Here is a 25821-nt window from a genome sequence, read left to right as displayed (position 1 = left end):
CTCCCCAGACCCTGCCCGATTCGACCTTGGAACGATCCACCTCTAAAAGGCCTACCTCGATTCGAGGCGGGCACACTGTCGGACCGCTATCGCGACGCTCGCCACCGTGCATGCGCCCATTGTGTGAATTGTAGGGGGAAGGGCAAAGTTACCGAGTGCGACTATCCGTTGTCATCACCGCTGGCTTCGCTTTCCCGATCGATTTTGCAATTTTCCGATCGGGGTCGGTCTTCTCGAACCCATCGAACGGGAAAGCCTTGATCTGGCGTCCGCAGCGATAGAGCCGAACCTTCCGCACAGGGGCCCCTGCTCGCTCCACGGCGAATTCACCGATGAGTTCAATACGCTCGAAATAGCGGTCATAGCAGTGCGGTTCGGCCGAATGATTGTTGAGCGAGACCAGGATCCCCTCCTTCCCCAGCCATTCGTCGGGCCGACTCCAGAAGCGGAAACTCCTGGCATTCCACGAGTTGTAGCAGAGGACGGGCGTCTTCGAGTGCCGGATCGCGTGCCCGACGTGTCCGCTGTAATACCACGAGCTCGTGAAGACGAAGGTGTCAGGCCGGTCGAGCAACCCTCGGGAACGCAGCTCGCGTCCGACGACGTCCCAGCCGTAGAGATCAAGGGTCGGGTCTCGCGAGACCTTGAGCAGGCCGAGCGTCCCGCTCCCCCCTTGCTGCAGAATCCCCGTCACACACTGGACCCAGACGACGGCGGCGATCGCCGGCATGAGGAAGGAGAGGAAGCGGAGCCGTTTCGAGAATCCCAGCGGCTTGGCGGCCCAGGCTCGCCCGAGCATCGGGAAGAGAGGTAGGAACCCGACGAGCGTCCAGTGCGGCAGCACCGCGCGGGTGCAGGCGACGACCATGAATGTCGCCAGGGGCACGAGCGACTGGAGGACCAGGAACCTTTCGATCGCCACCCCCTCATCTCGGCGGAAGAGTCCGCGAGCGATCTGGACGAGGATCACGACCAGCGAGAGCCAGATCCAGGGGAAGAGGTAGAGCATCTGCCCCAGGACCGCGCCGGCGAGGATGTCCGGCCGGAACCGCAACTCCCCGACCGCCCTACCTCCCTGGAAGACGAACGAGACCCAGTCGTGCTGGGCATTCCAGAAGATGACCGGCGCGAAGAGTAAAGAGCCAATCAGGACGGCGACATAAGGCCCAGGCCGCTTCAGGAACATCCTGGCTGAGGGTTCGTTGAGGAAATAGAGGAAGGTCGCGATCGGCAGGAAGACCGCGTGATATTTGCTGAGCAAGGCCCCGCCCCACGCCAGGCCCACCAACATCCAGGGACCGAGGCGCTCGGGCGTCTCCATCGCTGCGATCAGGCGATCGAGGGTGAGGAGCCAGAAGAAGAGGAGCGGCCCATCGGGGAGGGCGAACGTCCCCGCGGCGACGCTGTGGTAGGCGGTCAGGTTCAAGGCGAGGGCGGCGAAGAAGCCGGCTGGCTCGCCGTAGAGCTGGGTCGAGAGCCGGGCCATCAGCCAGGTCGAGCCGGCGAAGAGGGCGATGAAGCCGAGCCTGACGCTGAACGCGGTGGCCTCACCCCCTGCCAGCAGGATCCCCAGGCGCTCGACCAACGCCAGGAGGGGCGGGTGGTCGAAGTAGCTCCAGTCGGGGTGCTGGGTGAAGAGGTAGTGGTACGCCTCGTCATTGCCGAGGCCGACGGCGCCGGCCCAGAGGAGGCGGAGGAGCGTCGAGATCAGGATCAGCAGGAAAAGGGCGTAACGTGGTGTCATCCTTGACATTCCTCAATGGTGCCAGGCCTCGTCGCCGAGGGTTGGCGGCAATCTTATACGCCCTGCTGACATCCTGCGACAGCAAACTTTCAAGAAGCCTCGCCTCCGAATTCAACTCGGAGCCCGGTTTCGGTCGATCTTCCGTTACCGGTACTGGGCGTTGCAAATGGTCGGTCTTGCTGCATTTCCGACCCTCTGCTACCATCCCGCGCCCCGGATTCGGGCAGGGATTCGCCCCGTAGTCTCGGAGTTTTAATCTCAAATGAGCACGCGACGCGTCTGGATCCGCAGGGGATTGGTGACCGGTCTCGGCGTCCTGGCGGGCGAACAGCTCTGGCGGCATGGCCACGACTACGTCTTCGCCGACAAATTCGCCGAGGTCGAGCCCGGAAAGCTTTACCGGGGCGCCTGGCTCCACGTCTGGCCGATGCGACGGGTCGTCCACAACTACAAGATCAAGACGGTCGTCGCCCTCGCCCATCCGCCGAACCACCCCCTGGTGGCTCAAGAGAAGGGGATGGCCAAGGAACTCGGATACCGCTGGGTCCACATCCCCATCGTCGACGAGCGCGGCACCGGCGATTGGAACGTGATCTCCGACCACCTCGACGAGGCGGCGGCCCTGCTCGCGGATCCGAAGAATTACCCGCTCTACTTCCACTGCCACCACGGGATCAATCGCACGTCGATGGTCCAGATGGCGTACAGGACGAAGTATTGCGGATGGTCGCTCGAGCAATCGGCCGATGAGATCTCCAGGACCTTCGGCCTGGTGAAGGTCTCGAAGGGCCCCGACTACCGGCACATGGAGTCGTTCTACGTCGAACGCGTCCTGCCATACCGGGAGAGCTTGCAGAAGTCCGCGCCGGGTGCGACGCCCCCCCCGACGCAGATTTCGGCCGCGTCGGCCTGAGCCGACGCGAGGTTTGAAGGCGTCTGATTTCTCGGGCGAGACGGGGTGCGTCGACACGCATCCCGAATTCGTTCGCCTCAAGTCGTAATTCCCTTGATTCAGGGGTTGGCTGTCATACAATAATCCGTTCGCCCACGGATGCCGCAGAGAGGCCTGCGCATTCGAAAAATTTGGGCACTGGCAAGAACACCCGGGTTCAAAGCCGGGGTTTGGGGGATCCCTCGATTGGACATACGCCCCGCTCGCGTCGGCGACGTCAACGCCATCCAGGAACTGATCCGGACCTTCGCGGATCAAAAGTTGATGATCCGAAGGTCTTTGGGTGAGCTCTACGAATCCATCCGCGAGTTCCTCGTCGTCACCGAAGACGACGGAAGGATCATCGGATGTGCCGCCCTTCATGTGTTCTGGGAAGACCTCGCCGAGCTGAAGTGCCTGGCCGTCTCCAAGGAGGCCCAGGGCCGCGGAGTGGGAAGGATGCTGGTCGACGCCTGCTGGGACGCAGCCCAGGCGCTCGAGATCCCGTCGGTCTTCACGCTGACGTATGTGGCCGAGTTCTTCGAGAAGTGTGGGTATCATCGCATCGAGAAGGCCGACCTGCCGCACAAGATCTGGAACGAGTGCGTGCGGTGTCCGCTCTTCCCGAATTGCAATGAGAACGCCCTGATCCGTTCCGTCGACCCCGAGTGGTCGACAGTCGGAAACTCGCTCGAAGCCGTCTCCGCCTGACCGGGCGACATCACGAGTCCAATCGAGTCGAACGTGGCGCTCCCGGAAGGGAACCCACGTTCGGCCTGTTTATAGACCTCTCGATTTCCCACCACGGCTACAACCATTGACGAGGGCGTCGTGACAGCCGCTTCCGAACCGAGTCGTTGGGTGCTCCGCGTCTGGGGCCTGGTGGTCGTCGCCGCCACGTTCCTCGGGATGATGGCGACGGAGCCATTCCTGGCGATCGTCTGGGACGAGGGCTTCACCCTCGGCCGAGAGGCCCGGATCCGCATGTGGTTCGAGGCGCTGGCCAACCCACCGGGGTTCGCCAGCGCCTGGTATCCCCCATCGCCCGAGGTCGAGCTCGTCCAGCAGGATGGCCAGCTCCCCCCGCGCCGGGAGGATATCGACACCCGGGAGAAGCTGTTCTCGGCCGACGTCATCAGGTGGTTCTGGCCGTTCGCGCGCGAGGAACCTCACGGGCATCCCCCCTTCTATGCGATCGTCGGGCTGCTCGGCGACACCATCGCCCCGAAGTTCGCGACCTTGCCAAGGGCACGGCTCGGCCCGATGTTCTTCTTCAGCCTGACGGCCGGGGCACTTTTCGTTTTCGTATCGAGGCGCTGGGGAGCCTGGGCGGGGGCGCTCGCCGCGATCGCGTGGATCGTGCAGCCGAACCTCTTCGCCAACGGCCATTACGCCACGCTCGATGGCCTGCTCTCCAGCCTCTGGCTGCTCGGCCTGATCGCATTCGCCCAGGCCGTCGATCGCAAGGTCGACGACACGCGACGGAACCCGAGGTGGCTCTGGGTCATCGCCTTCGGGATCCTGGCCGGCTGGGCGGCGGATACCAAGCTGACGGGCTGGTTCCTGCCCTTGCCGATGATCGTCTGGACCCTCATCGAGCGGAGTCGTCGCGGGTTCCTGACGCTGCTCGTCGGCGGGGTCGTTGCCGTCGGGGTCCTCTATGCCTTCAACCCTTGTTGGTGGAACGACCCGATCGACGGCGTCCGGCGTTTCTTTGTCTCGAACCTGACGCGAGGCAAGACGATCCCGATCCCCGTCCTCTTCCTCGGCCAGATCTACCAGACCCCGAATCAGTCGCTCCCCTGGTACAACACGCTGGCCTGGACGGTCCTCGTCACGCCGGTCGGCTTCCTCGCCCTGGCGCTGACCGGGGTGGTCCGCGTCTTCCGGAAGTGGAAGGCGGAGCCGATCGGGATCCTCATCCTGGGCCACTGGGCGTTCCTGCTGCTCCTCCGCGCGATGCCGCACACGCCGGGACATGACGGCGTCCGCCAGATGCTGCCGGCCTTCGGCCTCCTCGCGCTGATGGCGGGGCTTGGCGCGGCGTCCCTGCTGGATCGCTCTCGCAAGGTGGGGCGATGGCTGATCGGAGGGGCGGCCGTCGAGGGGGCTGTTGGGCTTGCCCTGATGATGCCCGTGCCGCTCTCCTACTTCAGCCCGATCGTGGGCGGTTTGCCGGGAGCCGCGGCGCTCGGGATGGAGCCGACCTATTTCTGGGATAGCCTGTCCGACGACGCCCTGGCCTGGCTCAACCAGCACACGACCCGGGATCAGCAGGTCATGTTCGCGACCAACCCGACCTCGTGGTTCTATCTCCAGGCCCATGGCAAGATGCGTTTCGAGGTCCGGCCTCGGGCCGGGGCGAGGTGGGCCTGGTACGTGCTCCAGAATCGCCCGGGAGCCTTCAGGCCGATCGACCGGGCCCTGGTCGAGAAGGGAAATCCGGCATACGTCGTCAAGAAGCTGGGCGTGCCGCTCGTCTGGGTCTTCCCTTATGCCGAGGCCGAGGCAATCGCCAGGCAACTCCCGCCGTCCGCTCAATAACGGCGGATGGCGTTGCTGGCCTGGATCTCGGGGGAGAGGAAGCGAGTGAGCCGGGTGAGGGTGTTCGGCGTGGCCCCCTGGTCACGCCAGACGATCCGCCCCTGGCGGTCGACGACGATCAGGGTGGGCAGCGCGGTGATGTCCAAAGCCTCCTGCAAGGGGCAAGGGCCGTCCAGGCCGCTCATCAGGATCGGGTAGTTGATCCCGAGCCGCTTCGCCTCCTTGGCCACCTTCTGCACCTGATCCTGCGGTGCACCTTGCTCGCAGGCGATCCCGACCACCGTCAGGCGCTTCCCGCCGAGTTTGGTCTGGATCTCGACGAGCTTGGGCACCGTGCGGATGCAGGGCTTGCACCAGGTCCCCCAGAAGTCGAGCAGGACGAGGTCCGTGTCGATATCCTGGAAACGAACGAGCCTGCCCTCCAGGTTGGGGAGGCGGAAGTCTTTCAGCCTGCGCTGCTTGGGATCCCAGTCGCAGTAGGTGCGGGCGTCGGTCGTGGCCGTTGGCTGGGCCTCGGTCTGGGCCGGGGCGGAGGCCGCTGCCTGGGTTTGCGGCTGGGCCGGGGCCGTCGACCGCAACTGATTGATCGACCGGCCGCCATAGGTCGGCAGCGTGGAGAGACGCGGTCGTCCCTCGCCGGAACTGACCAGGGTCATGGTGCCGCTGGTGGGCTTGGGTTTCGGGGCCGAGGCGGTGATCTGCCCCCAGGTTGCACGCTTGCGAGGCTTGGCCGCCGGATCCTCGGCGTCTTTCAGCGCGTCGGTCGGGCTCTCCTTCATCGCGTCGGCTGCGGCTCCGGAATCGGCGACAGCCTCGGCTGCGGCGGCGGGCGCGAACTGGGAATCCCCCTCGGCGGGCTGGGCGGTCTCGAATGGGTCCGCCTCCGCTGGAGCGGGAGCCGCCGATGCCACCGCGGGAGCCTGCGCATCCCCTGCCGGGGCGTCGGGAGCGGGCGCCGCCGGGGCGGCTTCGACCAGCTTCTCGAGGTCATCGATGGATGAACCGGCCGGGTTGATGACGAGCGGCTTCGCCTTGCCGTTCACCTCGGGCAGCGGTTGGGCCTCGGTCAAGGCGGGCGCAGCGACAACCGCGGAGGGGAGCGCCTCCTGGACGTTCGGCAGGAGCCCCGAGTCGGCGACCGGGGTTTCCGGGGTCCCCTCGGCCGGCGGAAGTGGCATTTCTTCGGGGGGAGCGGAAACGAGTTGGCCCCCGGTGTTGCCGGGGGCTGGTTCTTGAGCGGGGCTCGGTTCGACCGCGGCGACTGGTGCCGCCTTCTCGACGGCCGAGGCCTGCGGCTCACCCTCGTCGGGTGGGCTCGACCCTCCGCGAGATTTTTTAGGCTCCCGGGCGGGTGGGAGCGGGTCGACCCCGTCGTCATCGAGCGGCTCGTCCTGGCTCGACGCCGATTTTTCCGGAGCCTCCCCCGACGGCTCCTCGTTCACGTCGCCGGTTGGTTCCTCCTCCCCCGCGTTGGCTTCGGGCTTCGTTGTGCCCGAGCCCTTGGCGGGCGCGGCTCGCCAGCGGGCGGTCGTCCGGCTCACGGCCTGATCGTTGGTTCGGGCCATCGAGTTGCGGGGCTTCTCGGCCGGATCGTCGTTCAGGGCCTCCGCTTCGACGGCGGGGGGGGCGTCGATGTCTTCGAGGTTGATCTTCGACTTCTTGGTACGAACCGGGGCGGCGGGCTCTTCCTCGTCCTCGAGCGGCTCGCGATCCGAGATCGGGCTGACGCCGGACTTCTTGGCCACCTTCTTGGAACCGGCGGCGAAGAGGTTGATGCGGACGTCGGTGTCAGACGCCTCGGCCTCGGCGCGACCGACGAGGCCTTCGGTATCGTCCTCGGCGATGATCGTATAGCTCTTGCCGGCCTTCACGTTCTGGAGCGTGAATCCGCCGGTCGCGTCGGTCTTGGTGCTGATCAGCTTGCCGGCCGCGGAGTTGTCGACGGCCACGCGGACCTTGACGTTCGCCATCGGCTCGCCCTGGTCATCGACCACGCGTCCCGAGATCCGACTCTGGTTGCGTCGGGGGCGATCGGGGGTGGCGACCTCGGTTCTGACCGAGGAACCCGGCTCTCCGGTGACGACCGGCAGGGTCTTGTCCCCGACGGAGGCCACGGTCCGGATGTTGGGCGAGACCCCCGCGGTGGTCGCGCAGCCGGTGAAGAACGCCGGGAGGATGAGGATCAAAGTCGCCGATCGCAATGTGGGCATGTCTTCAGTTCCTCCTCCTGTTAACCGATCTTACCTTGCAGACGCTTACAGGCTCCCCAAACGTTGCGACAGGTCGAGATCCATCCGGACCTGTGCAGGTTTTCTCTCGGGGTTTTTGAAGCTACTGCCGAGGGCGCTCCTCGATTGCTCGCGAACGCCACATCTTCAGGTTTCGACATCCCACGTGAGCGACTTGAGGAAATTTATCGCTCGCACCGGGATTTTTCCCGGAGGCCCATTCCCCTCGGTCACATTCGAATCTTCCGCTCGGTCTGCATCAGACGTGATTGAGGCTGAGCCGTCAATTCCAGGTTGCGACTTCTCGCCTGGCGACGCTCAAGAGCGTGCGAACCTGATCGACGTCTTCCGCCTTGGGCGAAGCGTCCAGATAGGCCTGGAGCGGGACGATCGCCTCGGCCGGCCGCTCGAGTTGGAGGCAGAGGAGCCCCAGGTCGCGTTGCTCCTCGTGGTCGTCGACCCGGAGCGCGGCGAGCCGCCGCATCACGGGGAGCGCCAGGAAGAAGTCCTGGTTCCGCAGGTAGATCGCCTTGAGGTTGCGGAGCATCCGCGCGGCGACCGTGGCATGGTCGCACGAGGCGAGCTGCGCCTCGGTCAGGCGGACGGGCTCGCCCACGATCTCCGAGACGCGCATCTCGCAACCGCGTTGATCGAGGATCGCCCCGCCGTGATAGGGGTCGACGAACAGGGTCGAGTCGTCCTCGCCCACCTTCAGGAGGAAGTGGGCCGGCAGGCTCACCCCCGACATCGCAAGCCCCAGGCGCCCGGCGAGCGTCCAGTAGAGCGCGGACAATGAGATGGGGATCCCGAGTTTGCGGTCGAGGACCTCGTTCAGGTAGCTGTTCCTCGGGTCGTAATAGTCCTCGCCGTTGCCTCGATACCCTTCCTCGACGAAGAGGACCCAGTTGATCTGGCCGAGCACCCCTCGCGGCTTGGAATTGGCCGGGCAACGCTCGCGGATCCGGGTCGTCAGGGCGTCGACTTTCCCGAGGTAATCCTCGGTGTCGAGGTGGGGGTACGCGTCCTGCGCGATCTCAAGGGCGATCCGCATGAGGTCGGTCGGCTCCTCACGGGTGAGGAGTTTGCGGAACTCCGGGCTCGTCGAGAACGGCAATCGCACGGAACCTACTCCCCCAGCCTGCCCGACACAGTTTCGCGTCGATGGCCCAAGGATATGCCGGGTTGCGATTTCGGGCAACCTCGGCATGGCGAACCGCCGGTCCCTTGCCGCCGCGGCTCCGTCGGCCCTATCCTCAGCGTCGAGGAGTGTCCTGGTCTTCGGTTCTACACATCCGCAAAGGGTTGGGAGGGCGATCGATGCGTCGAGAGATACGCGTGGCCGCGATGATCGGAGCGGCCTTCATCGTGGGGAAGCTCGTCACGTCCCAGGCGCAGACCCAGCCCGAAGCCTCCGGGTTGGCGGATGGGCACGCCAGCCGGCTCTTGCAGGCGAAGGCGGTCGACCTGACCTATGCCTTCGACGAGCAGACGATCTACTGGCCCACCGACAAGACCTTCCGCTGGGAGAAGTCGCACTGGGGCGACAACGAGAAGGGGCACTGGTACGCTTCGGCGACGTATGCGGCCAGCGAGCACGGCGGCACCCACCTCGACGCCCCCATCCACTTCGGCAAGGACCGGCAGACGGCCGACCAACTCCCGATCTCCCGCCTGATCGGGCCGGCCGTGGTCGTGGATGTGAGCGGAGCCTGCACCAAGAATCGCGACTATCTCTTGGAACAAGCGGACCTCCTCGCCTGGGAGAAGTCCCACGGCAAGATCCCCGACGGGGCGATCGTCCTCGTCCACACCGGCTGGGGCAAGTTCTGGCCGGATAAGGCCAGATACATGGGGAGCACCACCCCAGGCGACACGGCCCATCTTCATTTCCCCGGCATCTCGGAAGGGGCGGCGAAGTGGCTGGCCTCGCAGCGCAAGGTTTCGGGAGTGGGGATCGATACGGCGAGCCTCGATCACGGGCCGTCTCGTGACTTTCTCGCCCACCAGGTCCTGAACGGCGCGGGGATTTATGGGCTGGAGAACGTCGCCAGCCTGGAGAAGGTTCCCGCCTCGGGGGCCACGCTGATCGCCCTGCCCATGAAGATCAAAGGGGGGAGCGGCGGGCCGACCCGCATCATCGCGATCCTGCCCTGAGTTGCATGACTGACTTCAACGCCATCCAACGAGAAGGCCCCGGTCGCCGCTCGACCGGGGCGTTCTCAATGGCGGCAGGCGTTCGCGACGCGATTACCTCGAGAGGAACCCGTTCAACTCCCGGCTCGCGGCCTTCGGCTCCTGCTTTTGCGAGAGCAAGTAAGCGAGCAGGTCGTAGAACTGGGCCTCGGTGATCTGGTCGACGAAGTTGGCGGGCATCGGCGACGACTGGGCGGTGGAGCGTTCCTCGACCAGATTCGTCGGGATGCGGACCTCCTTGCCCTGGGAGTCGGCCAGGACGAGGACGGCCCCTTCCTCCTTGAGCAGGAGCCCCGTGACGACGCGGCCATCGCTGAGCGCGAGGTTGGTCACGCGGAAGGCCTGGTCGACGTTGCGGCTCGGATCCAGCACGTCCTCGAGGAGCCGTTCGACGCCCCGGTTGCCGACGCCATCGAGTTGCGGGCCGACGCGGGCCCCCTTGCCGCCGATCTGGTGGCAGGCGGCGCAGTTCTTCTCGAAAATCTTGGCCCCTTCCTCCACGTTGCCGGGCGCCTTGACGAACGCGGCCCGACGCTTTTCCAGGAGTTCCTTGAGCCGCTGGTCGGCGGGGGGCAAACCCTGAAGCAAGGTGTCCAGCTTCTCCTTGAGCATGGGGATGCCGGCATTGGCCAGCGGGCCGGCGACGCGCTGCTCCTGGAGGAGTCGAGCCGAGGCCTTGCCCGAGGTCACGGTCTCGAGCAACGCCTCGGCCCCGGCCTTGCGAGCGGCGAGGCCCGCGGCGATGGTCGTCTGGAGCCGATCCGGGGCCGTCGGCAGGGCCTTGAGCAGCTCACCGCGCGACTCGGCCTGGTCGATCGCCGCGAGGGATGTGGCCGCCCGCTCACGAAGCACGATCGGGGACGAGGCGTCGACCAGCACCACGCCGAGGACGCCGATGGCCTTCTTCGGATCCATGCCCACGAGCGCCGTGAGGGATTCGGTCCGGGCGTTCTCGGTGAGCTTCCCATCCTTCGCCAGGGCTTCGAGCCGCTCACTGAGGTCGCGGAGCTGGAACGAACTGGCGAGGCTGATGCCGAGCAACTTCTCGCTGTCCTTGGCCGAGTCGAGCAGCGAACGGGTAAGGTCCACCGCGAGCGCGCTGATCTCCGGGGTCAGCGGTGCACCTCGCTCCTGCAACCCTTGCTGGATCGCCTTGAGGAGTTCCGACTGCCGCACGAGGCCCTCGCCAGCGTGGGCCTGGACGAAGGCGACGAGCGGCTTGGTCGTCTCGGGGGAGCCGTTGCGGGCGATGTGGTGGACGTAGCGGGCCTGGTTCTCGCTCGACTCCTTGGCCGTCTCGATGTGGTTCAGCAGGAAGGCGGCGGCGTCGGCGGTCGGGACGCCGTTGGCCACGTCGGCGATGTCGCGGCGGTCGCGCTCGTTGAGCGAGAGCTTGTCCAGGGCCTTCCAGGCCGAGGCCTGCAGGAGCTGGTCGCGAAGGGCCATGCGGGCGACGTGGATCAGGTGCGTGTCGTCGGCGGGGGCCGCCTGCCGGGCGTCGAGGAGCGGGCGGACGTTCTCGATCTCGGGGTGCCGGCCGAGGGCGTCGGCGGCCGAGCGCTTGACGAAGGCGTTGGTGTCATTCAAACCTGCGCGAGCGAGCCGATTGAGGGCTTCGGGCTCGGCCTCACGCTCGCCGACCATCCGCATGGCGTGGACGCGGACCTCGTAGGCGGTGTCGGTCGCGACCTTCTCGAGGGTTGGCGAGCCGAGCTTGCCCCGGCGCTGGAGGACCCAGAGGCCATGCACCCGGCGCCAGACGTCGGCCGGCGAGGTCACGAGCTCGGTGAGTTGCGAGTCGATCGCCGCGTCCTGACGCAAGACGAGCTGATTCGCCGCATACGTCCTGACGACGAGGTTGGGGTGGCCCAGGTCCTCGATCAGCTCGGCGACCGTGGCCTTGGCCCAGTCGGCGCGGGGCTGGACGGCCTTCCCTTTGCCGTCGGCCCCCTTGTAGACGATCCGCCAGATCCGGCCATGGTCGTGGTCGCGGTCGGGGTGGGTGAGCGGGACTTCGTAGTGGCCGATGATCTTGTTGTAGAAGTCGGCGATGTAGAGCGCACCGTCGGGGCCGAGCTCGATGTCGACGGGGCGGAACCAGTTGTCCTCGCTCCAGACGAAGTCGGTCTGCTCGATCGCCTTGGGGCTCGACCCGTGCCACTCGAGCAGGTCGTGGTTCACCCGGTTCGTCACCACGTTGCCGATGAAGACCGAGCCGCGATAACGCTCGGGATACTGGTCGGCCGCGTAGAAGGTGGCGCCGTCGATGGCCGTCGAGCCGTGGTCGTGGGCGATCATGTCGGGCGCGAAGCCGAGGCCGTCGTCGGGCTTGCCGAAGCTCGGGTAATATCCCCCGCGCAGGAGCAGGTAGATGGGCTTGGAGTGGCAGTCGGACGAGTAGAGGTTCCCGAGCGGGTCGAAGGTCAGGCCGAACGGGTTGACCTGCCCGTGGGTGAAGTACTCGGCGTGGGAGCCGTCGACCTTCATCCGGTACGTGTTGCCGGAGCTCATCTTGATCGGGGACTTGTCCGCCCCTTCGACCTGGGACTCGTTGGCGAAGCCGTGGCAGGCGTAGAGCCAGCCATCGAAGCCCCAGGAGAAAGAGCCGGTCATGCCGTGGGTGTCGCGGTAGCCGTAAGCCTTGTAGAGCGGCTCGCGCTTGTCCGCCTTGCCGTCGCCGTCGGTGTCGAGGAAGCGGTCGATGGTCGGGATGCTATAGATGAGCGCCCCCTGCCCTCCCGGCAGCGGCAGGAGTCCGATCGGGATGTTCAGCCCCTCGGCGAACGTCGTGATCTTCCCCGCGCGGCCGTCGGGCTGGAAATCCTCAAGGATCTTGACGGTGTCTCGCCCGGTCTTGCCCGCCGCGACGGCATAGGGGTATTCGACCGTGCCGGTGACCCAGAGTCGGCCTCGGTCGTCGAACGCGATGTTCATCGGTTTCTGGATGGCCGGCTCGGCGGCGACGAGCTGGACCTCGAACCCCTCGGGCACGTGGAGCGCCTTGCGCTCTTCGAACGCGGACCGAGGAGGGAAGGATGAGACGTTCTCAACCGGGGCGGGAGTCTGCCCCAGGCTGGAAAGCCAGAGTGCGAGCACGAGATGCATCGAAATCTCCTCGAAGGCACGAGCCGTAATCTTCTCGGCGGGCTGGATCAAGCTTCGGGCGGGAGGGATAAGCGCTTGACGGTCAACGAGTTTACTCGATCCCACGGCCGCGTCCACCCTCCCGAGCCCGTCGGCGGGGCGTGAGGTCTCGCCTTGACCGTCGGGGCCATCGGGACTAGCATCCCCGCGCCACGAATTCCTTCGAAACGGGCGGCCACGGGGCATCGTTGCATGCCAACCCCTCGACGTGTGCCGATCCCCGCGCGGCAGGTCCATTTCACACGAGGCGGGCAGTCCCATGAGCCTGAGCCCGACGCTCGCGACGAGGGCCCGGACGTCGATGTCTCTCGCCAGTCGAATCCTGGCGATGCTCCTGGCATCGCTGGCTCTGGCGAGCTCGGGATGCTCGGCCCTCTCGCACTACAACCCGACCCAGAGCGGCCTGCTCACCGACTATTCCGGGATGAGCAAGGATCGGTTCCACGTCAACTACGGACTCGGCATCCAGCGCAACTATTCACGCAATGCCACGTGCGAGGAGGTCGGGGAGGTCGATTCGTTCTACATCGAGTCGATCACCTGGGTCGTCGACGCGGAGAGCCGCGCCGGCCGCGACCCGACCCGTCGCGTGGTTTTGACCGAGGCCCTGGACGCGGCCTTCCGCCAGCAACTCGGGATGCTCCGGCCGGTCGTCGACCAGCCGGGGCCGCATAGTGCCCGGGTCCGCGCCGTCATCACCGACGCCAGGCTCTCCCGCCCCTTCACGAACGCGGCGCTCACGGCGGCGGGCATCGCCTTCCCCTTCGTCCCCATCGGCCCGACCTTCTTCGGCGGGGCCTGCGTCGAGGCCGAGGTCCTCACCCCCGACAGCCGGCAGATCGCCGCCATCTCGTGCGCCTCGGGGGGCGGCCCGCTCGACGTGGTCGGCTACTACACCCGATCCGGCCACGCCAAGAAGGCCATGCGTCGTGCGGCGAGGGAGCTGCGCCAGGCGCTCACACCCTGAGATGACAGGGTGGTCGCGGGATCAACTTCGCGTCGAGATTCCGACGGCCCAGGGATTTTTCGAAGCCTGTCACAAATCGACCCTCTCCGATCGTCCTTGCTCCCGAACGGGACGACCGCCACGCTGGCGCCGTCCCAGGGGACATCTTTTCGGGAGGAGAGGAGTCATGATCCGAACGATTTGCGCATTTGTGGTCGGCATCGGGATCGGGTCCATCGGCCTGGCGATGGTCCACGACGAGGGGGAGAAGGTCAGAGTCATCGACCAGCCGAACATCGTCGAGAAGCTCGACGGCAAGGCGACGAAGGCCTCGTTCGTCGAGGTGACGATCGAGCCCGGCCAGGCGGGGGACGCCCACCGGCACCCCGGCCCCGGGTTCGGCTACATCCTCGAAGGCGAGTACGAGTGGGCCATCGACCAGCAGCCGGTCAAGGTCCTCAAGGCGGGGGATACCTTCTACGAGCCGACGGGCTGCCTGCATCGGGTCTCGCGGAATGCGTCGAAACAGCACAGGGCCCGCCTCCTGGCCGTGGTGCTGCATCCGCAAGACACCGACGAGATTGCGATCCCGGAGCCTCGCAAGTAACAATCGGCGCGTTCGCCGCGATTCAACGACACGCAGACGGGTCGGGATCGGCGACCTTGCGAGGGGACCATGAACGATCTCGACGGGTTCCGGCCTCGGATGATGTCCGTCGCCTACCGGATGCTGGGCAGCGTGGCCGATGCCGAGGATGCCGTGCAGGATGCCTTCGTCCGGCTCCAGACGGCCGAGAACGTGACCTCGCCCGAGGGGTTCCTGATCCGGACCACGACCCGACTCTGCATCGACCGTCTCCGGTCGAGGAAGCGTGCCGAGTACGTCGGCCCCTGGCTCCCTGAGCCGGTCGACACCAAGGGGCGGGAATCGGCCCTGGCCGACTCGCTCTCCCGGGCCTTCCTCATGCTCCTGGAGCGGCTCTCGCCGGGCGAGCGGGCGGCGTTCCTGCTCCGGACTGTGTTCGACTACGAATATGCCGAGATCGGCGAGGTCGTCGGCAAATCCGAGGCGGCCGTCCGACAACTCGTCAGCCGGGCCCGGAGGCGGCTCGACCTCGAAGATGACAGGCCCTTGAGGGCCAGGTCGAACCAGGCCGAAGGGCTCGCCGAGCGGTTTGTCGCGGCGTGTCGGACCGGGGATCTGAGGTCGATCGAGGCGATGATGACCGAGGATGTCACGGTCCACTCCGATGGCGGCGGCAAGGCTTCCGCCGCGCGAAGGGTGCTGGTGGGCCGAGACCACTCCGCCAGATTCCTCGCCGGGGTCTTCCGCAAGCGACTCAAGTACTGCGAATTCCGTCCGACCGAGGTCAACGGCGAGCCGGGGTTCCTCTTCCTCCACGAGGGGAAGGTGATCGACATCGTGTCCCTCAGCGTGGAAGAGGGGGTCAAGGCGGTCTACATCACCGTGAATCCGGACAAGCTGACGCGCTGGTCGTTGGCCGAGGTCGACTGACGGGCGTCGAGGGCCTTCGAGCCCTCAGCGGCTGAGGACATTCAAGATCATACATCAACAGAGACAGGGGAATGACATGAAGATCGTCGTGATCGGTGGCAGCGGCCTCATCGGTTCGAAGCTCGTGAACAACCTCCGCCAGCGCGGGCATGAGGTCGTGGCGGCGTCCCCCTCAACCGGGGTGAACGCCGTGACCGGCGAAGGCCTGGACGAGGCCCTGGCGGGCGCCCAGGTCGTCGTGGACGTGGCGAACTCGCCGACGTTCGAGGACAAGGCGGCGATGGAGTTCTTCGAGAAGTCCGGCAAGAACCTCCTGGGTGCTGAGGCGAAGGCGGGCGTCCGGCATCACGTCGCCCTCTCGGTCGTCGGCACCGAGAAACTGCTCACGAGCGGATACTTCCGCGCCAAGCTGGCTCAGGAAGAGCTGATCAAGGCCTCGCCGATCCCCTACACCATCGTCCGGGCGACCCAGTTCTTCGAGTTCACGGCGGGGATCGCCCAGTCGGCCTCCGAGGGGGATACGATTCGCCTGCCCCACGCCCTCTTCCAGCCGATCGTCTCGGACGACGTCGCCGCCGCCCTGGCGGATGTCGCGGTCGGGGAGCCTGTCGGCGGGATGATCGAGGTCGCCGGGCCCGAGTCGTTCCCGATGGATGACCTCGTCCGACGCTTCCTGGCCGAGACGAAGGATGGACGATCGGTGGTCGCTGACGCCGACGCCCTCTACTTCGGCATCAAGGTTGACGACCAGAGCCTGAGGCCCGGGGCCAATCCCCGGCTCGGCGCAACTCATTTCGCGGAATGGCTTGGCCGCTCGGCCGCCCATTGATTCGAGGAGGGTCGAACGCCCCGATTCCCGAGTGATTCGGGAGTCAATCGGGGCAATCCGCCAGCCAGGGGCCTGCCTTGAAACCGGGGCGAGACGGCTTGACGTTGACCAAAGTTGAGACTTCTCTAAAATTTGGCTCAAGTTAGCGTCGGAACCCGGGCTCCAACATTGATTGAAGGTCTGTGATGTCGGAAGAATCCCTCGAGGGGCTGGAATCGGTCCGGTTGGAGAAACTGCGGAAGATCGAGTCGTTGGGCCTCGACCCCTGGGGTCAGCGGTTCGACGATCATAAACCGATCGCCGACGTCCGTGGTTTGCCCATGCCCGAGACCCCCGAAGGGGAAACGCCCGCGCCCGGCCCGGCCGTCAGGGTCGCCGGGCGGATCATGCTCAAGCGTGGCCAGGGCAAGGTCCACTTCATCGAACTCCGAGACTGGACCGGCCGCATCCAGATCTTCGTCGGCAAGAATCAGGTCGGAGAGGCCGGCTGGGCGCTCGCGAGTGAGCTCGATTACGGCGACCGGATCGGCGTCGACGGGACCCTCGGCTTCACCAAGACGGGCGAGCTGACCGTCTTCGCCACGAGCCTGACGTTCCTGGGCAAGAGCCTCGCGCCCCCGCCCGAGAAGTGGCACGGGCTCACCGATCTCGAACAGCGATATCGCCAGCGCTACGTCGACCTCTACAGCAATCCCGAGTCGCTCGAGACCTTCCTGAGCCGCTCCAAGATCCTCGCGGCCTTCCGCAAGATCATGGGGGAGAAGGGATTCGTTGAGGTCGAGACGCCGACGATGCAGTCCATCGCCGGGGGCGCGGCGGCCCGGCCGTTCGTCACGCATCACAACACGCTCGACATCGACCTCTTCATGAGGATCGCCCCCGAACTGTACCTCAAGCGACTGCTGGTCGGGGGTATGGAGCGGGTCTTCGAAATCGCCCGCGTGTTCCGGAATGAGGGGATCAGCCCCAAGCACAACCCGGAATTCACGATGATGGAGGCCTATCAGGCCTACGGTGACTATCACTCGATGATGGACCTGACCGAGGCCCTCATCTGCGGCGCCATCGACGCGATCGGCGGCGGCTACGAGCGTCCCTGGGGCGACGTGACCGTCGACTTCACCCCCCCCTGGCCTCGCAAGACTTATTACGACCTCTTTCGCGAGCACGCGGGGGTCGACCCGACCGACCACGAGGCCCTCTTCGCCAAGGCCGAGAGCCTGGGCATCAAGACGGCCGGCAAGGATCCGGACGTCGTCATCAGCGACGTCTTCGAGGAGGTCGTCGAGGATAGCCTGATCGGCCCGATCTTCGTGATCGACTACCCGGCGGCGATCTGCCCGCTCACCAAGCGCAAGGCGAGCAACCCGGCCGTGGCCGAGCGGTTCGAGCTCTTCGTCCGCGGCATGGAGCTGGCTAACGCGTACACCGAGCTGAATGACCCGATGCTGCAGGAGGACCTCTTCAGGAACCAGCTCGCTGGCCAGAAGGAAGAGGACTCGATGGCGAAGATGGACGACGACTTCGTCCGCGCCCTCAAGCACGGCATGCCGCCGGCCGGCGGGCTCGGGATCGGTATGGATCGCCTCTGCATGCTCCTCCTGAACAGGTCGAGCATCCGGGACGTCGTCCTCTTCCCGCTCATGCGGCCGCAGTCGTAGCCAAGGCAAGTCAAGTCGACGAGGATTCTCGGCGTGGGGATCACGCCGGCACAGGGCACGAACGTGTCGAGGCGAACGGAGGCGCCTGATATGTATAAGTATCTGCTTTGCTGGCGGTATCTCCGCACGCGCTACATCGCGCTTGCGAGCGTCATCAGCGTCATGCTCGGCGTCGCCACGATGATCGTGGTGAACTCGGTCATGGCCGGGTTCTCGTACAAGATGCGCGACAGGCTCCACGGGGTCCTGGCCGACATCGTCGTCGAATCCCCCTACGACACCGAGGGCTTCTACGACTCCGAAGAGGTCATGGCGCGGGTCAAGAAGGTGGCGGGCGATGATGTCCTGGCCATGGCCCCGGCCATGGAAACCATGGGGCTGATGAAGTTCAAAGTCGGTCCCAAGTGGTATCCGCATCAGGTCATCATCATCGGCGTCGACCCCAAGCAGCGTGCGTCCGTCGGCGACTTCGCCGAATACTGCGTCGACGCCAAGGGGAAGCGGATCGAGCCCTCCTTCAATGTACCTGAGAGCCTCAGGCGCAAGATGTCGGCGGCCGGCAATGTTCTCGATGATCTCGCCCCCGATGACCCGATGCGGGCCGAGATGGAGAGACATGCGAGGACCGAGGTCCCCGACTTCGGCGCGATCATCGGCTGGGCGGCCGCGACCCACCACTACCAGGGGCAGGATCGAATCATCATCCCGCCCGGCAGCAAGATCGGCCTGACATTCGCCAGGGCCTCGACCCGCCCCGAGCCCGGCATCGACGACTACACGGTCGTCGGCTACTTCAAGAGCGGGATGAGCGAGAACGACTCGACCCACGTCTACGTCCCGATCGAACGGCTCCAAAAGATGCGCCTGCTCTTCGACGAGCCGACTAAGCGTGGGGCCGTCAACCAGGTCCAGCTCAAGGTCCGGCCTGGGGTCGACCTGGATCAGCTCCGCGCCAGGCTCCAGCACTCCCTCGAAGGCTTCCGCCCCTACTACTTCCAGGTCCGGACCTGGGAGGAGAAGCAGGGGCCCTTGCTCTCGGCCGTCGCGGTCGAGCAGAGCATCCTCAACATCCTGCTCTTCTTCATCATCGCCGTGGCGGGGTTCGGCATCCTGGCGATCTTCTCGATGATCGTCGTGGAGAAGACCCGGGATATCGGTGTGCTGAAGGCGCTGGGGGCCTCGACGTCCGGGGTGCGCGGGATCTTCCTCGGCTATGGCCTGTTGCTCGGGACGGTGGGGAGCGGCGTCGGTATGGTCGGGGGCCTGCTCTTCGTCCGCTACATCAACGTCATCGAGAAGGGGCTGAGCTGGCTCACGGGGCGCAAGGTCTTCGACGACTCGATCTACTACTTCAATGAGATCCCGACCCTGGTCGAGCCCTGGACGGTGGCCTGGGTCGTCGCCGGCGCCCTGTTCATCGCGGCGGCCGCCAGCGTCTGGCCGGCCCAGCGGGCCGCCAAGCTCCACCCCGTCCGCGCCCTGCGCTTCGAGTAATCCCCAAGGTTGCGGGCAAGGCGTCCCTCCCGGCCAACTCTCGGCGGCCAGGGAGGGCCTTGCCGTCTCGCAACGGGCTCACAGGTTCATACCTTTTCTCTAGGTAGGGATAATCTCATGTCGATCCACGTCTCGGCGGTCGGGCTGGAGAAGAGCTACCACAAGGGGAAGAACCCGGTGCCGGTGCTCCGGGGAGTCGACTTCGAGATCGAGCACGGCGAGCACGTCGCGATCGTCGGGTCCAGCGGCTCGGGCAAGAGCACGCTCCTGCACGTCCTCGGCCTGCTCGATGAGCCCGACGCCGGCTCCGTGTACGTCGACGGCGATCGTGTCGACGACCGTCCCGACCGCGAACGCGACACGATGCGGAACCGGACCTTCGGCTTCATCTTCCAGTTCTACCACCTGCTTCCCGAGCTCACCGCGCTCGAGAACGTGATGATGCCGAACCTGATCCGCCACGGCTTCTGGAGCTACCAGTCCCAGAAGGGGCGGTTCCGCAAGGAGGCCACGGCGCTCCTTGAGCGCGTCGGCCTGAGCCACCGGCTCCAGCACCTCCCCTCGGAGCTCTCGGGGGGCGAGATGCAGCGGGCGGCGATCGCCCGGGCCCTGGCCGGCAGCCCTTCGGTCCTGCTCGCGGACGAGCCCACGGGGAACCTCGACTCCACGACCGGACAGGGGGTCCTGGAGCTCCTGCGCGACTTGAACCGGGAGCGCGGACTCACTATGATCATGGTGACACACGACGCCCACATCGCCCAGCAGGCCGACAGGGTCGTTCGGCTCGCCGAGGGGCGGATCGAGGAGTGGGCCCCCGCCCTGACCTGATCGACGGCCGTTGGCGGGGGCCTTCCGCCCCGGGACGGGGCGGCGCAACACTCGACCCGATTCGGCGGAGTTGGACCCGGATGAGCCTGAAGATCTATATCGGCGGTAAGTACTACGACAAGGCCGACGCGAAGATTAGCGTCTACGACCACGGTCTGCTCTATGGCGACGGCGTGTTCGAAGGCATTCGCGCCTACTCGGGCCGTGTCTTCCGCCTGCAGCAGCACGTCGATCGACTCTACGAGTCCGCTCGCTCGATCCATCTGGAGATCCCGATCTCGCGAGAGGAGATGGCCAAGGCCATCACCGGCACGCTCGCCGTCAACAACCTGGTGGACGCATATGTCCGCGTCGTCGTCACCCGTGGCGCGGGTAGCCTCGGGCTCGACCCCCGCAAGACGACCGATCCCCAGATCATCGTCATCGCCGACGCCATCAGTCTCTACCCGGCCGAGCTCTACGAACACGGCCTGAAGATCATCACCGCGGGCACCCAGCGCAACCATCCGGCCGCGCTCAACCCCCGGATCAAGTCGCTCAACTATCTGAACAACATCCTCGCCAAGATCGAGGGGACCAACGCCGGCTGCCTCGAAGCCCTGATGCTGAACCACAAGGGTGAGATCGCCGAATGCACCGGCGACAACATCTTCGTGATCCGCAAGGGCGAGGTCCACACGCCGGGCGTCGATGCGGGGATCCTCGAGGGGATTACCCGCGACGCCGTCATCGAGCTCGCCCGAGAGGCGGGCTACAAGGTGGTCGAGCGCTCGATGGATCGTCACGACGTTTACATCGCCGACGAGGTCTTCCTGACCGGCACCGCGGCCGAGGTGATCCCCGTCGTCGAGTGCGACGGCCGCCCGATCGGGACCGGCAAGCCTGGCCCCATCACCAAGGACCTCCTCAAGCGGTTCCACACGCTCGTCCGCGAGGCCAGCTGAGTCCTTCGCGGCCGACTCCCTCCCAGAATCGCACGCAAGACACGCTCGCCGATCGTTCCCCGGTTCCAGGGCGGTCGGCGACTTCTTTGCGCCGAGGGACCATGCCCCTTCGAGTTCCCGCCGGCGGCGGATAGACTCGAAGGATGTCGGGCCTGGAAGCCGCCTCGGTCCTAAACGCGATCAGGTGGGCGCGAGGAGCCATTGAAGGCCTTCTCGGCAAGGCTCGATTGCGATTTGGACCATCGGTCGCGGCGAGGGCACGCCTCTCTCCCGATACCCCGATCCTTCGGAGCTACCAACGTGCTTGAGATCCGGACCATCCTCGCTCCGACCGACTTCAGCGTCCACTCGGTCAAGGCCCTGAAATACGCCTGCGGCCTGGCCGAGCGGTTCAATGCCGAGATCCACCTGCTCCATGTGCTGAGCGACTTCGTCCCGGCCGGGCCCGACCCTTTGCTGACCCCCGTCCTGCCCCCCGACTACTACACCGAGAGCGAGACCCAATCGCTGGCCACACTGGATAAGGCCCTCGATCCCTCCTGGGGTAAGCCCGCCTCGGTGACCAAGACGGTGCGCTGGGGGGACACGGCCGAGGAGATCGTCAGCGAGGCCAGGGACAAGGGGGTGGACCTCGTCGTCATCGCCACGCACGGCCGCACGGGCCTGGAACACGTCCTACTCGGCTCGGTGGCCGAGCGGATCGTGCGCGAATGCCCTTGCCCCGTGCTGACGATCCGGGATCGAGAAAGCTCCTGAGCTTCGGTGGATCTGCTCAGGCCAGGACCAGGCAACCCAACCCGGAACGTCGAGACAACCCTGGCCCTTCCTCTACCGATCGGCCGCCGGCCTCGCCGACCAATCACCCGAGGACGCCTCCTTTGAGCCAACCTGAACCTACACGTCGGGTCATCTTCCAGGGACGCAAGATCGACCTGGCGCTCCAGTCGATCACCCTGTCCGACGGCACCACGGCCGATCGCGAGGTCGTCCTCCATCGAGGGGCCGTGGCGCTCGTCCCGATGGTGGACGCCGACCACGTCTGTCTCGTCAAGAACCTCCGCTACGCGGTCAACCAGACTCTTCTGGAAGTCCCCGCGGGGACGATCGACGAAGGGGAGTCTCCCGACGAGACCGCCCCCAGGGAGCTGACCGAGGAGACCGGCTACGTCGCCGAGCGCATCGAGAAGATCGCCGAGTGGTTCGTCTCGCCGGGCGTCATGAACGAGCGGATGTTCCTCTACCTCTGCGAAGGGCTCACGCCCGGCCCGACCTCGCATCAGCCCGACGAGAACCTCGAGCCCGTCGTCGTCCCCTGGGCCGAGGCCTTGCAGATGGTCCAGGACGGTCGCATCCAGGACGCCAAGTCGATGCTGGCGATCATGATCTGCGACAGGCTGAGGGACCGGGCCTGAGCTTCGAGCCTGTTCGCTTTCGCATCTTGTATCAACATTCGAAAGCGAAATCGCCGGCGATCCACCCAGGGGCGGGTCGCCGGCGATTTCATCCACGGAGCGAAGCTGACTGATTCTTCGCAGATTCCTCGGAGTCTGCTTCTATTTTAGCGCCGATCACCAGCCGGTGAAGGGGCAAATGCTCGGGACGAGGGCGGCGTCGCGGGAATCGAGTCCGGGCCTGGCCTGATGGGCCTCGTTCAGGAAGAGGTCCGAATCCAGGGGGCTCACACGGCGCGTCACATGCCAGGCGGCGTGTCCGTCGTTGAAGAGGACGTTCTGCCCGCGTTGACCATGATTCGGACTGTTGCCGTCGAGGATCACGCCGGCCTCGTGCGGAGGCTGGTCGGCGAGGAGGGGCACGCGAGAAGAGAGGCTCGCTGGCACCGGGCCGACCTTGCCCGAATCCTGGCGATATCCGGCGTGGTAGGCATAATCCCACTTCACCAGGTTCTGATAGCGATCCGGGGATTGGGTCCGCAGCTCGCGGAGAGTCTCGAGCCGGGGCAAGGGCTCGCTGTGGTGGCGGGTCCCGTTGCACGGGCAGTCGAGCATCGCCGTGTCCGGCAGGAGCTCGGAGTCGTGGAGGGTGAGGGCGAAGGAGCCGGTCGCCTCATTCGGGTGCCCGGGAGGGGCGTAGGGGTAGTGCCCGTGACGGCCGGCGTACTGGGCGAGGCTCAGCCCGAGTTGCTGGAGGTTGAATCCGCAACCCGCCTGGTCCATCCGCTCCTGCGACTTCTTTAAGGCCGGGGCGAGCGTCAGTAGACTCGCGAAGAAGATGCTCGCCGCGACGGCGAAGTCCGTCCAACGAAAAGGGACGGAGCGGGGCATGAGTTCGAGGATCGTGTGCTGATGGAGGTTCTGCGAGACGTAGTCGACAGTGCGACGGGCGAGATCTGGTGGAGGCTCGAGTGGGTCGCCATCGTCGATCAGGCTCTGGACGGCCCTCGTCAATCGCTCGAGCGACTCGGCGAGCTGCGGGTCGGATGAGGCCTCGCCTTCGAGCTGCTCGCGGTCGGGGTCGTCGAGCTTGCCGAGGGCGTAATCGATCATGTTGGTGGCGTTCATGGGATCAGCCGTTTCCATCTCGATTCGCCGCGCGGGCCATCTGTTGAAGCTTGGCGAGTGCGGCATGGAGCCTTGACTTGACAGTCCCAACGGGGATCTTCAAGATTTCAGCGATTTCACGGTATTTCAGGTCTTGATTGTAAGCCAATATCAATGTCTGCCGGAGCGTCTCGGGCAGCTTGGCCACGCTCTCGCGCACCCAGTCCGCCCGCTCTTGCCCTTGAAGCTCGGCCAATGGACCCGATTGATCGCTCACCAGGAGGTCGACCAAGCTTCCCGCGTCGGTTTCGTTGGCACTGACACGCTGATCCAGGCTGACAGTGGGGTGGCGGCCTACTTTACGAAGGGTATCGACGGCCTGGTGGGTCGCAATCGCATACAGCCAAGGGCGGACGGGACGACCGTCCTCGTACAGCCCTCGCTTCAGATGGACTTGCAAGAAGGTGTTCTGAAACACGTCCTCGGCCAGGACCTTGTCGCCGAGATAGCGAGCAAGATAGCGGTAGAGTTCGTGCTCATAACGGTGAACCAGCTCGTCGAAATCTTTCGTCTGGCCCGAGTCACGATAGCGACTGAGCAGTTCTTCGTCAGAGTCCTGATTGAGGTGCTCTGGCTCGGTCGCATCGGTGCCAAGTGCCTTCATCATGGGTACGTACCGCCGCGCCGGAGTGTTCGAGTCTCTCGTCAACAAATCTCGCGGGCCCATCCGACGCCCGTCCCGACATTCCCGCGCAAGACGTTGTAACTGCTTAGTCTAAGCCAGCCACCTTCCATGTCAACCCGTTCAACTTCCGTCGTTTCTGGCCCGAAAGGTGGTCGTGGATTGTCGACGAGAGCCCGCTTTCATTGCCTTGGTTCTCGGCCAAGCCCCTCGAAAAACGGGACGGCCGGGCGACGAAAATGCCCGGATGCTCATGGATTCAAATGCCGGGCCTGATCGTGCGTTCAATGGCGCGGGCGAGGTCTTCGGGCTGCTGGCTTCCGATGAGCAGTCTGGTGCCATCGGTGAGCTCGAGCCGGACGCCTCGATCCCCCTTGGCGCTGAGGACTCGTACACCATCCCGCCCCAGCCTGATGCCCCAACCGCCGTAGTCGGCCAGCGGCCGGTAGTTGACGACCTCGAGCCGCTGGATCGTGCCGAGGGGCACGATCCGGCGGTACGTGGGGATCCAGCCGAACCAGACGCGGAGGTCGGTGGGGCCGACCTCGGTCGTCATGCGCAGGAGGCCGATCACGATCAGGGCCGGCAGGATGAGGCCGACCACGAACCCGACGGCCGCCTCGACCCGGCCGAATTGGTCGGGCCCGACCCCCTGCACCGGCGACTTGTGCCACCAGATGAGGCCGAGCCAGACGAGGACTTCCGCGGAGGCGAGTAGGGCGTAGACGCGCCAGTCGAAGTTCTGCTCCTCGCGATAGACGACGACGGGTTGGATTGCCACCAAGGCCACGCTCACGACCCTCCCGAGAGTTCGGCCTGGTGCCATCGCCCGAGGACTCGGCACATCGCCTGATACGCCACGTCGGCCACGCGGTCGGCCGGGATCTGCCACAGATGCGGGTTCAGCACCTCGAGAGACACGTATCCGTCGTATCCCATCTCGCCCAGGAAGTCGAGGATAGGCGCGATCTGGAAGTCCCCCTCGCCCGGCAAGATGCGGTCGCCGTCCTGGGCCAGTTCCCGAGGCGTGCCGCTCATGTCGCAGACCTGGACCAGGCCGACGACGTCCGGGGTCAGGTAGGCAAGGTCTTCGAACTTGCTGGGGCCGGTGTAATAGTGGAAGAGGTCGAGGCAGACCCCGACCCCCTGCGCCCCGCTCTGGGCGATCAGGGCCAGTGTCGTGTCGAGGCTGGCGCAGAAGGTCGCGGACTTCTGGAACTCGAGCGCGAGCTTGACGCCCGACTCGATCGCCAGGGCCCCCGCCTCGGCGAGGGCCTCGCCGGCCCTCCCGTAATCTTCCGGGGCCATCTCGCGCACGAAGTCGGCGGCCACGACCAACGTCGGGACCTTCAGCTCCCTCAGGATCTCGAGGCGGCGCCGGAAGTGGTCCCAATGCGCCTCTCGCTCGGCCCCCCTCGAGAGCAGGAGCCCCCCCTGAGAGGCCGCCGCGACGGCCGAGATCCGGTGCTCATCGAGGAGCGCCTGGACCTCGGCGATCGTGTGGGTCTCGAGGAACGTCTCGAGCTTCGTGAGCCAGATCTCGATGGCCGAGAACCCCGAGCGGGAGTAGGCGACGAGGTCTTTCTCGAAGCTCGTGCTCAGGGTCGTGGCCTGACTGATGCAAGGTTTCATCATGGGC

22 protein-coding genes are annotated in these 25821 nt (G+C 65.8%); 14 read left to right on the top strand and 8 right to left on the bottom strand.

Annotated features, from left to right (window positions below):
- Positions 1-148: 148 nt before the first annotated feature.
- Positions 149-1744: an ArnT family glycosyltransferase gene (locus ACOYYX_RS09950; protein ID WP_422929771.1), complete on the bottom strand. Its 1596-nt coding sequence runs from the start codon at positions 1742-1744 to the stop codon at positions 149-151.
- A 262-nt stretch (positions 1745-2006) separates the two neighbouring features.
- Between ACOYYX_RS09950 and ACOYYX_RS09945 the strand changes: the two genes are divergently transcribed.
- From ACOYYX_RS09945 to ACOYYX_RS09935, 3 genes are all read left to right on the top strand, one after another.
- Positions 2007-2657, top strand: coding sequence for a tyrosine protein phosphatase (locus tag ACOYYX_RS09945; protein ID WP_422929770.1), 651 nt, complete (start codon positions 2007-2009; stop codon positions 2655-2657).
- Between the two features lie 225 nt (positions 2658-2882).
- Positions 2883-3386 (top strand): N-acetyltransferase, encoded by a 504-nt coding sequence (locus ACOYYX_RS09940; RefSeq protein WP_422929769.1) that lies wholly within the window; start codon positions 2883-2885, stop codon positions 3384-3386.
- A gap of 120 nt (positions 3387-3506) precedes the next feature.
- Positions 3507-5219 (top strand): glycosyltransferase family 39 protein, encoded by a 1713-nt coding sequence (locus ACOYYX_RS09935; RefSeq protein ID WP_422929768.1) that lies wholly within the window; start codon positions 3507-3509, stop codon positions 5217-5219.
- Here ACOYYX_RS09935 and ACOYYX_RS09930 read toward each other — a convergent pair.
- Positions 5213-7429 (bottom strand): redoxin domain-containing protein, encoded by a 2217-nt coding sequence (locus tag ACOYYX_RS09930; RefSeq protein ID WP_422929767.1) that lies wholly within the window; start codon positions 7427-7429, stop codon positions 5213-5215. The two genes, ACOYYX_RS09935 and ACOYYX_RS09930, sit on opposite strands and share 7 nt — an antisense overlap.
- Before the next feature lie 301 nt (positions 7430-7730).
- The gene (locus ACOYYX_RS09925; protein WP_422929766.1) at positions 7731-8567 is read right to left on the bottom strand and encodes a SirB1 family protein; all 837 of its coding nucleotides are present in this window, start codon (positions 8565-8567) and stop codon (positions 7731-7733) included.
- A 197-nt stretch (positions 8568-8764) separates the two neighbouring features.
- Between ACOYYX_RS09925 and ACOYYX_RS09920 the strand changes: the two genes are divergently transcribed.
- Entirely contained in the window at positions 8765-9601 is an 837-nt protein-coding gene (locus ACOYYX_RS09920) for a cyclase family protein (RefSeq protein WP_422929765.1), read from the top strand.
- Positions 9602-9694: 93 nt separating this feature from the next.
- Here the strand turns inward: ACOYYX_RS09920 and ACOYYX_RS09915 are convergent, their stop codons facing one another.
- Positions 9695-12745, bottom strand: coding sequence for a PVC-type heme-binding CxxCH protein (locus ACOYYX_RS09915; RefSeq protein WP_422929764.1), 3051 nt, complete (start codon positions 12743-12745; stop codon positions 9695-9697).
- A 298-nt stretch (positions 12746-13043) separates the two neighbouring features.
- Between ACOYYX_RS09915 and ACOYYX_RS09910 the strand changes: the two genes are divergently transcribed.
- From ACOYYX_RS09910 to ACOYYX_RS09865, 10 genes are all read left to right on the top strand, one after another.
- Positions 13044-13751, top strand: a complete 708-nt coding sequence (locus ACOYYX_RS09910) for a DUF3313 family protein (RefSeq protein WP_422929763.1) — start codon at positions 13044-13046, stop codon at positions 13749-13751.
- Positions 13752-13917: 166 nt separating this feature from the next.
- The gene (locus tag ACOYYX_RS09905) at positions 13918-14337 is read left to right on the top strand and encodes a cupin domain-containing protein (protein ID WP_422929762.1); all 420 of its coding nucleotides are present in this window, start codon (positions 13918-13920) and stop codon (positions 14335-14337) included.
- Positions 14338-14406: 69 nt separating this feature from the next.
- Positions 14407-15246, top strand: coding sequence for an RNA polymerase sigma factor SigJ (gene sigJ, locus ACOYYX_RS09900; protein WP_422929761.1), 840 nt, complete (start codon positions 14407-14409; stop codon positions 15244-15246).
- A 76-nt stretch (positions 15247-15322) separates the two neighbouring features.
- Positions 15323-16075 (top strand): SDR family oxidoreductase, encoded by a 753-nt coding sequence (locus ACOYYX_RS09895; protein WP_422929760.1) that lies wholly within the window; start codon positions 15323-15325, stop codon positions 16073-16075.
- Positions 16076-16260: 185 nt separating this feature from the next.
- Positions 16261-17736 (top strand): lysine--tRNA ligase, encoded by a 1476-nt coding sequence (gene lysS / locus ACOYYX_RS09890; protein WP_422929759.1) that lies wholly within the window; start codon positions 16261-16263, stop codon positions 17734-17736.
- A 90-nt stretch (positions 17737-17826) separates the two neighbouring features.
- Entirely contained in the window at positions 17827-19230 is a 1404-nt protein-coding gene (locus tag ACOYYX_RS09885; protein ID WP_422929758.1) for an ABC transporter permease, read from the top strand.
- Between the two features lie 117 nt (positions 19231-19347).
- Positions 19348-20058 carry an ABC transporter ATP-binding protein gene (locus ACOYYX_RS09880; protein WP_422929757.1) on the top strand — a complete coding sequence of 237 codons (711 nt, stop codon included), beginning with the start codon at positions 19348-19350 and terminating at the stop codon, positions 20056-20058.
- 80 nt (positions 20059-20138) lie between these two features.
- A complete protein-coding gene (gene ilvE, locus ACOYYX_RS09875) occupies positions 20139-21002 on the top strand; it encodes a branched-chain-amino-acid transaminase (protein ID WP_422929756.1) in 864 nt (287 codons plus the stop codon).
- 300 nt (positions 21003-21302) lie between these two features.
- Positions 21303-21758: a universal stress protein gene (locus tag ACOYYX_RS09870; RefSeq protein WP_422929755.1), complete on the top strand. Its 456-nt coding sequence runs from the start codon at positions 21303-21305 to the stop codon at positions 21756-21758.
- A gap of 122 nt (positions 21759-21880) precedes the next feature.
- Positions 21881-22414, top strand: coding sequence for an NUDIX hydrolase (locus ACOYYX_RS09865; protein WP_422929754.1), 534 nt, complete (start codon positions 21881-21883; stop codon positions 22412-22414).
- 156 nt (positions 22415-22570) lie between these two features.
- Here the strand turns inward: ACOYYX_RS09865 and ACOYYX_RS09860 are convergent, their stop codons facing one another.
- From ACOYYX_RS09860 to ACOYYX_RS09845, 4 genes are all read right to left on the bottom strand, one after another.
- A complete protein-coding gene (locus ACOYYX_RS09860) occupies positions 22571-23521 on the bottom strand; it encodes a hypothetical protein (RefSeq protein ID WP_422929753.1) in 951 nt (316 codons plus the stop codon).
- Positions 23522-23525: 4 nt separating this feature from the next.
- The gene (locus ACOYYX_RS09855) at positions 23526-24167 is read right to left on the bottom strand and encodes an RNA polymerase sigma factor (RefSeq protein WP_422929752.1); all 642 of its coding nucleotides are present in this window, start codon (positions 24165-24167) and stop codon (positions 23526-23528) included.
- Positions 24168-24441: 274 nt separating this feature from the next.
- On the bottom strand, positions 24442-24972 hold the full coding sequence (locus tag ACOYYX_RS09850; protein ID WP_422929751.1) for a hypothetical protein: 531 nt from the start codon (positions 24970-24972) through the stop codon (positions 24442-24444).
- A 2-nt stretch (positions 24973-24974) separates the two neighbouring features.
- Positions 24975-25817, bottom strand: coding sequence for a sugar phosphate isomerase/epimerase family protein (locus tag ACOYYX_RS09845; protein WP_422929750.1), 843 nt, complete (start codon positions 25815-25817; stop codon positions 24975-24977).
- Positions 25818-25821: the final 4 nt, after the last annotated feature.

The organism is Singulisphaera chitinilytica (genome assembly GCF_049331405.1).
Classification (GTDB): Bacteria; Planctomycetota; Planctomycetia; order Isosphaerales; family Isosphaeraceae; genus PoT.
Note: the sequence above shows the minus strand (reverse complement) of the source record. Positions and strands in the feature narration are given on the sequence as shown.

Coding starts and splice junctions, on each gene's coding strand:
- ACOYYX_RS09950 (WP_422929771.1), bottom strand. CDS start 1,744: ATGACACCACGTTACGCCCTTTTCCTGCTGATCCTGATCTCGACGCTC.
- ACOYYX_RS09945 (WP_422929770.1), top strand. CDS start 2,007: ATGAGCACGCGACGCGTCTGGATCCGCAGGGGATTGGTGACCGGTCTC.
- ACOYYX_RS09930 (WP_422929767.1), bottom strand. CDS start 7,429: ATGCCCACATTGCGATCGGCGACTTTGATCCTCATCCTCCCGGCGTTC.
- ACOYYX_RS09920 (WP_422929765.1), top strand. CDS start 8,765: ATGCGTCGAGAGATACGCGTGGCCGCGATGATCGGAGCGGCCTTCATC.
- ACOYYX_RS09915 (WP_422929764.1), bottom strand. CDS start 12,745: ATGCATCTCGTGCTCGCACTCTGGCTTTCCAGCCTGGGGCAGACTCCC.
- ACOYYX_RS09910 (WP_422929763.1), top strand. CDS start 13,044: ATGAGCCTGAGCCCGACGCTCGCGACGAGGGCCCGGACGTCGATGTCT.
- ACOYYX_RS09905 (WP_422929762.1), top strand. CDS start 13,918: ATGATCCGAACGATTTGCGCATTTGTGGTCGGCATCGGGATCGGGTCC.
- sigJ (WP_422929761.1), top strand. CDS start 14,407: ATGAACGATCTCGACGGGTTCCGGCCTCGGATGATGTCCGTCGCCTAC.
- ACOYYX_RS09895 (WP_422929760.1), top strand. CDS start 15,323: ATGAAGATCGTCGTGATCGGTGGCAGCGGCCTCATCGGTTCGAAGCTC.
- lysS (WP_422929759.1), top strand. CDS start 16,261: ATGTCGGAAGAATCCCTCGAGGGGCTGGAATCGGTCCGGTTGGAGAAA.
- ACOYYX_RS09885 (WP_422929758.1), top strand. CDS start 17,827: ATGTATAAGTATCTGCTTTGCTGGCGGTATCTCCGCACGCGCTACATC.
- ACOYYX_RS09880 (WP_422929757.1), top strand. CDS start 19,348: ATGTCGATCCACGTCTCGGCGGTCGGGCTGGAGAAGAGCTACCACAAG.
- ilvE (WP_422929756.1), top strand. CDS start 20,139: ATGAGCCTGAAGATCTATATCGGCGGTAAGTACTACGACAAGGCCGAC.
- ACOYYX_RS09860 (WP_422929753.1), bottom strand. CDS start 23,521: ATGAACGCCACCAACATGATCGATTACGCCCTCGGCAAGCTCGACGAC.
- ACOYYX_RS09855 (WP_422929752.1), bottom strand. CDS start 24,167: ATGATGAAGGCACTTGGCACCGATGCGACCGAGCCAGAGCACCTCAAT.
- ACOYYX_RS09845 (WP_422929750.1), bottom strand. CDS start 25,817: ATGATGAAACCTTGCATCAGTCAGGCCACGACCCTGAGCACGAGCTTC.